This window comes from Mesorhizobium sp. C264A, from assembly GCF_040324515.1.
GTDB lineage: Bacteria > Pseudomonadota > Alphaproteobacteria > Rhizobiales > Rhizobiaceae > Mesorhizobium.
Map to the genome: position 1 here is coordinate 796,007 of NZ_JAMYVY010000002.1, position 11,918 is coordinate 807,924.

11 protein-coding genes and 1 pseudogene are annotated in these 11,918 nt (G+C 63.6%); 3 read left to right on the forward strand and 9 right to left on the reverse strand.

The features are described 5' to 3' along the window. From NKL04_RS22815 to bcoG, 4 genes are read right to left on the reverse strand one after another with little or no spacing between them, the layout of a single operon-like run. On the reverse strand, positions 1-1,164 hold the full coding sequence (locus NKL04_RS22815; protein ID WP_023702510.1) for an acyl-CoA dehydrogenase family protein: 1,164 nt from the start codon (positions 1,162-1,164) through the stop codon (positions 1-3). Positions 1,165-1,169: 5 nt separating this feature from the next. Next, a complete protein-coding gene (locus tag NKL04_RS22820; RefSeq protein ID WP_023702511.1) occupies positions 1,170-2,264 on the reverse strand; it encodes a 3-hydroxyacyl-CoA dehydrogenase NAD-binding domain-containing protein in 1,095 nt (364 codons plus the stop codon). Between the two features lie 2 nt (positions 2,265-2,266). After that, positions 2,267-2,890 (reverse strand): HD domain-containing protein, encoded by a 624-nt coding sequence (locus tag NKL04_RS22825; protein WP_023702512.1) that lies wholly within the window; start codon positions 2,888-2,890, stop codon positions 2,267-2,269. 14 nt (positions 2,891-2,904) lie between these two features. Further along, complete coding sequence (gene bcoG, locus NKL04_RS22830) at positions 2,905-3,828, reverse strand: 3-dehydrocarnitine:acetyl-CoA trimethylamine transferase BcoG (protein ID WP_023668863.1); 924 nt, start codon at positions 3,826-3,828, stop codon at positions 2,905-2,907. Between the two features lie 78 nt (positions 3,829-3,906). Between bcoG and NKL04_RS22835 the strand changes: the two genes are divergently transcribed. Beyond that, a complete protein-coding gene (locus NKL04_RS22835; protein WP_023668864.1) occupies positions 3,907-4,887 on the forward strand; it encodes a GlxA family transcriptional regulator in 981 nt (326 codons plus the stop codon). Between the two features lie 61 nt (positions 4,888-4,948). On the opposite strand, the gene NKL04_RS22840 is transcribed toward NKL04_RS22835, so the two are convergent. Together NKL04_RS22840 and xylA are read right to left on the reverse strand one after the other, a co-directional pair. After that, positions 4,949-5,152, reverse strand: a complete 204-nt coding sequence (locus NKL04_RS22840) for a hypothetical protein (protein WP_023702513.1) — start codon at positions 5,150-5,152, stop codon at positions 4,949-4,951. Between the two features lie 204 nt (positions 5,153-5,356). Continuing rightward, complete coding sequence (gene xylA, locus NKL04_RS22845) at positions 5,357-6,682, reverse strand: xylose isomerase (protein WP_023702514.1); 1,326 nt, start codon at positions 6,680-6,682, stop codon at positions 5,357-5,359. Between the two features lie 113 nt (positions 6,683-6,795). On the opposite strand from xylA, the gene NKL04_RS22850 reads away from it, so the two are divergent. Continuing rightward, complete coding sequence (locus tag NKL04_RS22850; RefSeq protein WP_023668867.1) at positions 6,796-7,158, forward strand: nuclear transport factor 2 family protein; 363 nt, start codon at positions 6,796-6,798, stop codon at positions 7,156-7,158. Positions 7,159-7,347: 189 nt separating this feature from the next. On the opposite strand, the gene xylB is transcribed toward NKL04_RS22850, so the two are convergent. The 3 genes and pseudogenes from xylB to NKL04_RS22865 form a co-directional block, all read right to left on the reverse strand. Next, a complete protein-coding gene (xylB, locus tag NKL04_RS22855) occupies positions 7,348-8,802 on the reverse strand; it encodes a xylulokinase (protein WP_023702515.1) in 1,455 nt (484 codons plus the stop codon). Positions 8,803-8,883: 81 nt separating this feature from the next. After that, positions 8,884-10,208, reverse strand: a pseudogene (locus NKL04_RS22860) (tetratricopeptide repeat protein). 24 nt (positions 10,209-10,232) lie between these two features. Further along, positions 10,233-10,856 (reverse strand): LysE family translocator, encoded by a 624-nt coding sequence (locus NKL04_RS22865; RefSeq protein ID WP_023702517.1) that lies wholly within the window; start codon positions 10,854-10,856, stop codon positions 10,233-10,235. A 229-nt stretch (positions 10,857-11,085) separates the two neighbouring features. Here NKL04_RS22865 and NKL04_RS22870 point away from each other — a divergent pair, with 229 nt between their 5' ends. After that, on the forward strand, positions 11,086-11,853 hold the full coding sequence (locus NKL04_RS22870) for a L,D-transpeptidase (RefSeq protein WP_023668871.1): 768 nt from the start codon (positions 11,086-11,088) through the stop codon (positions 11,851-11,853). Positions 11,854-11,918: the final 65 nt, after the last annotated feature.

Below are 11,918 nucleotides of genomic sequence, written 5' to 3' on the forward strand. Positions count from 1 at the left end.
TTATGCCCCGAACGGGCGCAGCAGCGCCCGCGAAATGATGTGGCGCTGGATTTCCGACGTCCCTTCCCAGATGCGCTCGACACGGGCGTCGCGCCAGATGCGCTCCAGCGGCAGGTCATCCATCAGCCCCATGCCGCCATGGATCTGGATTGCTTCGTCGGCAACAAAGGCGAGCATTTCGGTAGCCTTCAGCTTCGCCATGGCCATGTCCTGATCGGTGACGGTGCCCTGATCGTACTTCCAGCCGGCTTCGAACACCATCAGGTCCGCCGCCTTCAGTTCCGTCGCCATGTCGGCGAGCTTGAACGACACGCCCTGGAACTTGCCGATCTGCTGGCCGAACTGCTGGCGTTGCGCCGAGTATTCGATGGCGTGGCCGAGTGCCCGCTCGGCGCGGCCGAGACAGGTGGCGCCGACCTGCAGGCGCGTGGCGCCGAGCCAGGAATTGGCGACGTCGAAGCCCTTGTGGACCTCACCCAGCACCTGGCTTGCCGGCAGGCGGCAATCGTCGAATTCGAGGATGGCGTTGGTGTAGCCGCGATGCGAGACGTTGCGGTAGCCGTCGCGCGCGGTGAACCCCTTGGTGCCCTTGTCGACGAAGAAGGCGGTGATCTTCTTGCGCTTGCCGCGCGGCGTTTCTTCCTCGCCCGAAGCCATGAAACTAATTGCGAAATCGGCAAGATCGGCGTGGCTGATGAAATGCTTGGTGCCATTGAGCACCCAGTCGTCGCCGTCCTGCACGGCTGACGCCTTCATGCCGCGCAAATCGGAGCCGGCGCCGGGCTCGGTCATCGCCAGGCAGTCCCACTTCTCGCCACGAATACACGGGAACAGGTATTTTTCGCGCTGCTCGGGTGTGCCGGCGAGCAGGATGTTGGAGGGGCGCGCGACGCAGGTCCAGTGCAGCGCATAGTTGGCGCGGCCGAGTTCCTTCTCGTAGAGCAACCAAGTCACCGTATCGAGGCCAGCGCCACCGACATCGGCCGGCATGTTGGCCGCATAGAGCCCGGCTTCGATTGCCTTGACCTTGATCTCCTCGATCAACTCGCGGCGCAGCACGCCGGTGCGCTCGACCTCGCGTTCATGCGGGTAAAGCTCATTCTCGACGAACGCGCGCGTCGTCTCGACAATGAGCTTCTGTTCCTCCGAAAGACCGAAATCCATGGTCCTCAGCCCTTCTTCTTTTTCTTCGGCTTTTCCGCCTTCTTCACCGGCTTCGATGCCTTGGCCTTTTCTGCGGCCCTGGATGCGGCCGGCTTCTTCGCCGCCAGCTTGGCCAACTGCTTGGTATAGTCCTTGTGCAAGGCGCCGGCGCCCCAGCCCTTGCCTTTGTTCTGTTTCGACAGAGCATCCATGATCGCGACCAGATTGTCGTCGCGGATCTTTTCCAGCTCACGGATCGACAGGCCATGCGCCTGGTCGTCCGACTGGGTGGCGATCAGATCGACCAGCTCGTCGTTGAACTCCGGCACGTCCATCAGCTTGGTCCACGGCCATTTCAGGCACGGCCCGAACTGCGCCATAAAGTGGCGCATGCCTGCCTCGCCGCCGGCGACGCGGTAGACCTGGAACATGCCCATCTGCGCCCAGCGCAGGCCGAAGCCATAGCGCATGATGTCGTCGAGTTCCTCGACCGTGCAGATGCCGTCCTTGATCAGCCACAGCGCCTCGCGCCAGGCCGCCTCCAGCAGGCGGTCGCCGACAAAGGCCTCGATCTCCTTGCGGATCACCACCGGCTTCATGCCGATCGAGGCATAGATTTCCTTGGCAACCTCGATCGCTTCGGGGAACGTCTGCTCGCCGCCGACGATCTCGACCAGCGGCAGCAGGTAGACCGGGTTGAAGGGATGTCCGACAACCAGACGCTCCGGATGCTTCTTCATCGCCACCTGCATGTCGGTCGGCTTGATGCCCGAGGTGGACGAGCCGACAATGGCGTTGGCCGGCGCGTAGAGATCGATCTCGGCCAGTACGCGGTGTTTGAGGTCGAGCCGCTCCGGCACGCTCTCCTGGATGAAATCGGCATCGGCCACCGCCTCGGCGATGGTCTTGGCAAAGGTCAGTCTGCCTTCCTTGGGCAGGCCGCCGGGAACCATCTGCCTGTAGGCGCGGCGCGCGCCCTTCATCACTTCCGAGACCTTGCGCGACGCTTCCAGGTCCGGATCGAAGATCGACACATCGATGCCGTTGAGCAGCAACCGCGCCACCCAACCGGCGCCGATGACACCGCCGCCAATGGCGGCTGCCTTGTTGATGATGCTCATGGTCAGGCTCCGGTTTTTGTCTTGGCGGTTTGAGGGTCGATGAGAGGCACGCGCTCGCCAACGCGGATCACGGAGGGGTCGTAGGCCTTGCGGGCGAAGACTTCGAGCACGAAGGGCCGGAAGAATTCGATCGGCAGCGTGTCGTAGTCCGGGTCGAAGCTCGACTGGTCCCAGCGTTCGCAAAACTGGTCGCAATCGTCGAAATAGGCATGGCCGGCGAAGCGGTCGCGAGCATGGCGGTTGCCGCCGAGATGATGCGCGTAATAGAGCCGCTGGAAGTCGCCATGCTTTTCCACCACCCAGGTGCATTGCTCGCGCACGAAAGGTTTCAGGATCGAGGCGGCGTATTCGTCGTGATTGTACGGTGCGTAGATGTCGCCGATGTCGTGCAGCAGCGCGCAGGCGATCCAGTCGGTGTCGGCGCCGTCGCGCCAGGCCCGCGTCGCCGCTTGCAGCGAATGGCCGAGCCTGGTGATCTTGTAGCCCGACAGGCCTTCGTCGAGTTGCACCAGTGCGTCGAGCAGCCGCTCGCCGGTCCTGGCGGCATAGTCGATCTCATGGGCGGTCAGGAACTCATAGTCTTGCCTGTCGCCATCCTTCATCGCAGTGAATTTGACGGTAGCCATGATCCGCTCCCGTCTTAAGCAGCCGCTGCGATCGGCGCCCGCTTGGTGAGGTTGAGCTTCCTGCGCACTTCCTCCGGCCCCAAAATCCTGGCGCCGAGATTGGTAACGATGCTGGCCGCGCGCTCGACGAGCTGCGCATTGGTGGCCAGCACGCCCTTGTCGAGCCAGAGATTGTCTTCGAGACCGACGCGGACATTGCCGCCGGCGAGCACTGCAGCGGCTGCATAGGCCATCTGGTTGCGGCCGATGGCGAAGGCCGACCAGTTCCAGGTCGACGGCACGTTGTTAACCATGGCCATGAAGGTGTTGAGGTCGTCCGGCGCCCCCCACGGCACACCCATGCAGAGCTGCACCAGCGCGTCGGGATTCAAGACCTTTTCTTCGACCAGCTGCTTGGCGAACCAGAGGTGGCCGGTATCGAAGGCTTCGATCTCCGGCTTGACGCCGAGCGCCGTCATCATGCCGCCCATTGCGCGCAGCATGCCGGGCGTGTTGGTCATGACATAATCGGCCTCGGCGAAGTTCATGGTGCCGCAATCCAGCGTGCAGATTTCCGGCAGGCACTGGCGCACATGTTCCATGCGGTTGGTGGCGCCGCCCATGTCGGTGCCTTTTTCATTGAGCGGCAGCGGCGCTTCCGGTGAGCCGAACACCATGTCGCCGCCCATCCCGGCGGTCAGGTTCAGGATCACATCGACTTCTGCCGCGCGGATGCGGTCCGTCACTTCGCGGTAGAGATGGACATCGCGGCGCGGCTTGCCGGTCTCGGGGTCGCGGACATGGCAGTGGACGATGGCGGCACCGGCCTTGGCCGCATCGATCGCCGAATCGGCGATCTGCTTGGGCGAGCGTGGCACATGCGGGGAGCGGTCCTGCGAGCCGCCGGACCCGGTCACGGCACAGGTAATGAAAACCTCACGGTTCATCGCGAGCGGCATGGACATCTCCTCCCCATAGAAACAGACCCTAACAATGACCGACTTGCCGGAAACTGTTTTGCAATTTACGAAGCTCTCGTGATCAAAAGCGAAAAACCGACCATCTTTCGCGCTGAGCGATCGCCGCTCAAGGTGACGCTGCTGGTGTTTTCAGGCTCGTCCATCATGTGCGTGGCGTCGACCGTCGACCCGCTGCGCGCCGCCAACCGCATCTCAGGCGAGACGCTGTTCGATTTCAAACTGGTCTCGGTCACCGGCGAGGCGCCGGTCACCACATGCGGCCTGCCGGTGGCGGTCAGGGGCCGCTTCGATGCGGCCGAGCCGACCGACGTGCTTGTCGTCGTCGCCGGCTTCGGCACCCAGAATTACGCGACATCGGCTCTGCTTTCCGGATTACGGCGAGCGGCCCGCGCGGCTCGCGCCTGCGGCGGCGTCGAGGCCGGCACATGGCTGGTGGCGCGCGCCGGCCTCCTCGAAGGCCGCAGCGCCACCACCCATTGGGAAGACATGGAGGATTTTTCCTCCGCCTTTCCCGGCGTCGACGTGCGTCCGGACCGCTACGTCATCGACGGACCGGTGTTCACCTCGGGCGGGGCGTCGCCGACCTTCGACCTGATGCTGCATCTGATCCGCACCCGGCTCGGCATGGCCGTCGCGCTCGATGTCGCCAGCGTCTTCATCTACGACCAGGCGCGCGCCGCGACCGACGCGCAGCCGCTGGTCTCGCTCGGCCGGCTCGACGGCTACGACCCGCGTCTGGCGCAGGCTATCCGGCTGATGGAATCGCATGTCGACCAGCCGCTGACCATCGACGCGGTGGCAAAACGCGCCGGGGTGACGGCGCGGACATTGGAGAGCATTTTTCGCAAGTCGATCGGCGAGACGCCGGGCGCATATTATCTCAGGCTGCGGCTGGGCGCGGCGCGTCGGCTGGTGGTCGACACGCGAATCGCCATGGCGGATATTGCCGGGCGGACGGGGTTCTCGTCCGCCGCGGCATTTTCCAGAGCGTTTTCAAGAGCGTTCGGCGAAGCCCCGGTCAGGCTGCGCCGAGGTTGATGCATGTCGCCCAAAAGTGTGTCGCGGTTTTGGGATAACGACATGCACAGACAAAGGGAGATCAGGCTGCGTTCTGTCGTTCGCCGCCGGCGTCCATCTGCGAGCGGATCTGCCTCGCCAGACGGAGTTCAAATCGGCTGCTGACAGCCCGATCCCATTCGTTTTTCACGCTGTCGGTCGGCCGCGGCAGCGCCATCAGCCGGTCGATGATCGATCCGGTCTCGCCGGATGAGAGCAGGGCGTCGATTTCGCGTTCGTATTGCATTATCGGTTCGCCTCCTTCCTTTCACCCGCCACAACGGACCTCTTATACGAGATACGTGACGGCAGTTTGAAGGCAAGAGCGAGGTCATTGAGGGGCGCCAAAGGGCAAACCCTTGTCGTCGGATGGGGTCTTGCGCAAACCCCATTCCGGGGCGGCCGGAATGTTATCCAGCCACCTTGAGCATAACGAATCGGCTTTCCGCCCTCAGACGTAGCGGTTGACGATGTTTTCCAGCAACTCCTGGCGGCCGGAGCGTGGCTGCGGCTCGATCTTCTTCTTCACCACGCGCTCGGCGATGTCTTCCAGCGAGCGCTTGCCCGACAGCATCGCCTTGCCCTCGACCGTGTTCCAACCGGCATAGCGCTCGGCCAGCGGACCCGACAGCGCCTTGTCCTCGACCATCTTCGCGGCTGCCTTGAGACCTCGTGCGCACGAATCCATGCCGCCGATATGGCCGATCAACAGGTCCTGCGGGTCGAGCGACTGGCGGCGCAGCTTGGCGTCGAAATTGGTGCCGCCGGTCTTGAAGCCGCCGGCCTGCAACACCTGATAATAGGCCAGCGCCATCTCCGGCACATTGTTGGGGAACTGGTCGGTGTCCCAGCCCGACTGGTAGTCGTTGCGGTTCATGTCGATCGAGCCGAAGATGCCGAGCGCATTGGCCAGCGCCAGCTCGTGCTCGAAGGAATGGCCGGCAAGTATCGCGTGGCCCTGCTCGATGTTCAGCTTCACTTCCTTCTCCAGCCCGAAGCGCTTGAGGAAACCGTAGACCGTGGCAACGTCGTAGTCGTACTGATGCTTGGTCGGCTCCTGCGGCTTCGGCTCGATCAGGATCGTGCCTTTGAAGCCAATCTTGTGCTTGTAGTCGACGACGAGACTGAGGAAGCGCCCGGCCTGCTCCTGCTCGCGGGCAAGATCGGTGTTGAGCAGCGTTTCATAGCCCTCGCGCCCGCCCCACAGTACATAATTCTCGCCCTTCAGCCGCTTGGTGACGTCAATGCAGCTTTTCACCGTCGCCGCAGCATAGGCGAAGACGTCCGGATCGGGATTGGTGGCGGCGCCCGACATGAAGCGGCGGTTGGAGAACAGGTTGGCCGTACCCCAGAGCAGCTTGACGCCGGTCTTCTTCATCTTGGCGGCAAAATAGTCGGCGATCTCGTCGAGCCGCGCGGCACTTTCGGAGAAATCCTTTCCCTCGGGCCGCACGTCGGCGTCGTGAAAGCAGAAATAGGGGGCGCCGAGCAGCGAGAACATCTCGAAGGCGACGTCGGCTTTCAGCTTGGCCAGTTCCATCGTGTCGACGCCGCCAGCCTTGGGAAACCAGGGCCGGTCGAAGGTCTGGCCGCCAAAGGGATCGCCGCCCGGCCAGGCGAAAGAATGCCAGTAGGCGACGGCGAAGCGCAGATGGTCTTCCAGCCGCTTACCGGCCACCACCTCGTCGGGATTGTAGTAGCGGTAGGCCAGCGGATTGGTCGAATCCGGCCCCTCATACTTGATTGCTTTGATGTCGCCGAAAAATCCGCTGCTCATGATTTCTGTCCTCTCTCGAATAGTTCACCCTGATTACCTCAGGCGTAATTGGTTTCGCTCTCGCTTGGGGTGAAAAGGCTCGTGTCAAAGCCACTCAACGAAGGAGACAGACCATGACCGACCTCAACACGATCGCCGAGAACTACATCACCGCCTGGAACGAGGCCGATGCGGATCGCCGTGCCGAACTGCTCAAGGCCACCTTCACCGAAGACGTCAGCTACCGCGATCCGCTCATGCAGGGCGACGGCCACGCCGGCGTTGCTGGGCTGATCGACGGCGTACAGCAGCGCTTCGCCGGCTTCCGGTTCTCGCTGAAGGGTACGCCGGACGGGTTTGGCGACCGCATCCGCTTCTCGTGGAATCTTGGGCCGGAAGGCGTGCCGTCGGTTATCGAAGGCACCGATATCGGTGTTATCGAAAATGGGCGCCTGAAGAGCGTCACCGGGTTTCTGGACAAGGTGCCGGCGCAGTGATCGATTAAGGGTGGCGCGAGACACCCCCCTCTGCCCTGCCGGGCATCTCCCCCGCAAGGGGGAGATTGGCTGGCATCCACGCCTTCGCTAATCACCCACCTTACAAGACTGGCATACCCGCCGACGCTGCCGATCTCCCCCCTTGCGGGGGAGATGCCCGGCAGGGCAGAGGGGGTGCCTCGCACTTACTCACGCGGTTGCCGCCTTGATCGCCGGGTATAGCGCCCGGTAGCGCTGATAGGCATCGGCATACGCCCCGCCAAGCGCAGCATCCGGCTCGATCGTCGCATCCGTCCTCGGCGCCGTGCACACCGCCAGCGGATCAGCCCCTGTCGCCGCGATCAGACCAAGCCTCGCCGCGCCAAAGGCAGCACCGAAATCGCCGTCGGCCGGAATGTCCACGGGCACCTGCAGCGCCGTAGCGATCGCCTTCAGCCAGTAGCGCGAGCGCGAGCCGCCGCCGATTGCCGTCACCCACGTCAAATCCGTGCCGGCGGTCTTCAAGGCTTCGAGACTGTCGCGGAATGCGAAGGCGACGCCTTCAAGCACGGCCTGCGTCAGCACCGCGCGGCTCGACTCATGCGCCAGTCCGGTGAAGGACCCACGAATGGCGGAATCATTGTGCGGCGTGCGCTCGCCCGAGAGATAGGGCAGGAACGACACCCCGCTAGGCGCTTTCAGCACATCGCCAAGTTCGGCGGTCAATTCGCCGGCCTTCTTGCCTGAAATCTCCGACAGCCAGTTCAGCGAATCGGTCGCCGACAGGATGACGCCCATCTGGTGCCAGGTGTTTGGCAGCGCGTGACAGAAGGTGTGCACCGCGCTGGCCGGATTGGGCAAATAGGACGCGTTGGCGGCAAACAGCACGCCGGATGTGCCAAGCGACACGAAGGCATGGCCGGCGCCGACCGTGCCCATGCCGCAGGCCGAAGCAGCATTGTCGCCGGCGCCGCCGGCAACCGGGGTGCCCGATGCTATGCCCCAGCTGGCGGCCAGTTCGGCGCGCAAGGCGCCGGCCTTCTCCGTGCCTTCGACCAGCGACGGCATCTGCCTTTCGTCGAGCGATGTCGCCGCAAGCAACTCGGGGGACCAGCGCCGTTTGCCGACATCGAGCCAGGAGGTGCCGGCCGAGTCGGACATTTCTGAGATATGCTCGCCGGTCAGCCACAGCCGCAGGAAATCCTTCGGCAAAAGCACCTTCGCCACTTTGGCGAAGACGGAGGGCTCATTGTTCTTCACCCAGGCGAGTTTCGGCGCCGTGAAGCCGGGGAAGACGATGTTGCCGGTGAGTTGGCGAAAGCGAGGGTCGGCATCGAGCGCCGCGGCCTCGGCGTGGCTGCGCGTATCGTTCCACAGAATGCAGGGGCGCAGCACCTGGTCGCCGGCGTCGAGCAAGGTGGCGCCATGCATATGGCCGGAAAGGCCGATGCCTTTGACTGCGGCAAGCTCTTTCGGGTGCGAGGCTTTCAGCTCGGCAATGGCCGTCTCGCAGGCGCGGATCCAGTCGGCGGGGTTTTGTTCGGACCAGCCGGGATGCGGCCGCGATACGTCAAGCGAAGCATGGCCGGAGCCGATGATCTTCTGCCCGGCATCGATCAACAGCGCCTTGACGCCCGACGTGCCGAGATCGAGGCCGAGATACATGCATTCCTCCCATTGCCATTAATTTTTTCGGGTCTCGAAAAAATCTGGCTCGCCAGTTTTTAAAACAAGATCCGCCGCGGGTCAATTCTCTGACAAATTGGCGGCGCGTTGCGAAAACAGCGCCGACAGCGGACTGTCCGGCCGGACCAGTGCGCGCTCGGCCGTCAACGCCCAGGCAAGCGCCGTGTCGCCGGCGCGCAACGCCGCCTCGATCAGCGTGAGATCAATCACATCGCGCTGGGCGTGGCTGCCGCCAAAGCGATGGGCAATGGCGCGGATCGGTCGGATCAGGCGCACCGCTTCGCTGTAATTGCCCTCGCCGAATGCCTTGATGCCTTCCGTCAGTGGCTGGCCGACATCCCGGGTGAAGGCGGCGTTGTCGTCGCTGCCGCGCATCGCCTCGTGCTGGGCTTCGAGCAAGATCTTGACCGGCGCTTCGAGACCGGCGCCGACGAATGCCATCATCGCATGCGCATCGTTGAAGGCGTAATTGCCGGCTCCAGCCTTCGGCGCCCAGTTGGCAGCGAGCGCTGCCCAGCGGTCGCCGACATCGACACCGCCGAGATAAAGCCGCCACAGGATCGCGGATGCATCGACCATGTTCAGCGCCAGCGTCGAACGCTCGCCATAGATCGGCCCGTCATAGAGTTTGAGCACCTCGTCGGTCTCGCCGAGATCGTAGTGGAACAGCGCCAGATGCCACCAATTATGCACCTGCAGGAAGCTCTCTTTGGTCCACGCCTCGGGATTGGCGCGCATCCAGGCGATGCCGTCCCGTTGCCGGCTCTGCATCTCCATGACATGGGCGACCGCGTGCTGCGCCCAGCCGTCTCGCGGCTCGATCTCGATCGCCTGTCGGCCAAAACTTTCGGCTCTGATATAGTCGCCCATCTCCTCGAGACCGAAGGCCTGCATACCGAGAATGGCGTGATAACCTGGCATGCCGCTCTGCCAGGACGGTAGCGCGCGGCCGATACGGTCGCGCAGCATGCGGGCATTGCCGGTGAAGAAGTCGATCTGGTGGCCGACCTGCAACGCCACCACGTCGAGCGGGTTGTCGATGGCGATATCTTCGAGCAGGCGCGCGGCGTCATGCCAGCGTCCCTCGGCAAGGTGGCCAAGGGCCGCCACATGCGCCTGTTCGCGCGGCGTCGCGGCAAGCGGCAGTGCCGCAGCATGGCATGCCTGGGTGACCGCCATTGCCTCGCGTTCGGTGGCGAGGCCGAACAGATACCCTTGAAGACATGCGCCATGACGAAACCGGGATCCGCCGATATGGCGCGGTCAACGGAGCCGACCGGGTCGCCGACGAAGCATTGCAATTCATGAACGGCCTGGCTGTAGGGTGAAAACCCGGCCTCGGTCGCGCCCGAAAACATTAGGCCGAATGGATCTCTTACTGCCATATCGGCCCTGATGCTCCGCAGTTCCTAATTGCCCGAGCGCATCGCCACCGTGGCGATCCCGGCGCCGACCAGCAGCGTGCCGCCGGTGCGGTTGAAGATGCGGATCGCCTTGGGGTTGCGTACGACGTTGCGGGCGCGCGCCGCAATCAGCGCGTAGCCGAAGGCATTGGCGAAGGCGAGCGCCAGGAAGGTCGCTTCGAAGATCAGCATCTGTGCCCAGAAATCGGCTTCCCGGTTGAGGAACTGCGGCAGGAAGGCGACGAAGAAGGTGATGCTCTTCGGGTTGAGTGCGGTGACCAGCCAGGCGTGCGCCATCATCTTGGCGGCCGAGACGGCATCTGTGCGTGGTTCGGCTTTGAGCGCGCCGCTGGCGCGAAATAGTTTTACCCCGAGATAGATCAGATAGCAGGCGCCGATCAGCTTCAGAATGGTGAACACGGTCGCCGACGCGGCCAGCAGCGCGCCGATGCCCAGCATCGACAGGGTCATGGCGGTGAAGTCGCCCAGCGCCACGCCGACGGACATCGGCAAGGCGGTGCGCCAGCCCTGGCCCAGCGCATAGGACACGACCAGAAGAATGGTCGGGCCGGGAATGATGAGCAGAACGGTGGAGGCGGCGGCGAAGGCGGCCCAGTTTTCGAACGACATCTTTGTCTCCTTGAGCGCAAAGAAAAGGATAAATCCTCGTGTGCGGAGGAATGTAAAGAGCCCTCTCCCAAAAATACACGGCGGACCATTTCGCCCGACCGCTGCGGCTATTGGCGGCACAAGTTTAATGCCGGTCGTTGGGCCTTCACCCTTTTTCAACCATGTTTGGCGAAACTGCCTGCTATCCGGCCGGACCGTGTTTCCCGCCGACAGCGTAGGGTTTGGGTGCATGCGTGAGTTGCCGCAGAATGTGACGCCGCCAGCAAATGGCGACGCAAACGAGACCGAACATCTCTATTCCCGCCGCTTCGTCCTGTCAGGGGCCGGCGCCATGACGCTGCTCGGCATGGCCGGCTGCAGCACTTCGACGCTCGAGCTGCCGCAATTCCAGCTGGATGACACGGTCACCGGCTCGGTGCGGCCGATCCGTCCGGCGATCAGCGTCGACAAGAACGTCACCGGCCCCGATGTCATGTACGCTTCGCTAAACGATGGCGGCTTCGAAGTGCCGGCGGTGCCCTATCAGAAGGTCAAGCCGGAGTTCCGCCGCCAGATCGTCGTCAACGAGACCGGCGAGGCGCCCGGCACGATTGTCGTCCATCTGCAGGAGCGAAAGCTCTATCTGGTGCAGGAGGGCGGCGACGCCATCCGCTACGGCGTCGGCATCGGCAAGGACGGCTTCCGCTGGTCCGGCCGCGCCAACATCCAGTACGGCAAGGAATGGCCGACCTGGACGCCGCCGCCGGAGATGATCCAGCGCAAGCCGGAACTGGTGAAATGGCAAAACGGCCAGCCCGGTGGCCTCACCAACCCGCTCGGCGCACGCGCCCTCTACATCTACCAGGACGGCAAGGACACCGGCTACCGCATACACGGTTCGCCGGAATGGGCGAGCATTGGCCAGGCGATGTCGTCGGGCTGCGTGCGCCTGATCAACCAGGATATCATCGACCTCTACAGCCGCGTTTCCAAGAAGAACCCGGTCGTGGTCGTCTGATCCTGTGCGGCGGTTTGGCGCCGCTGGAAACTCCCGTTGCGCGATGCGGCAAGCTAGGCCAAGGT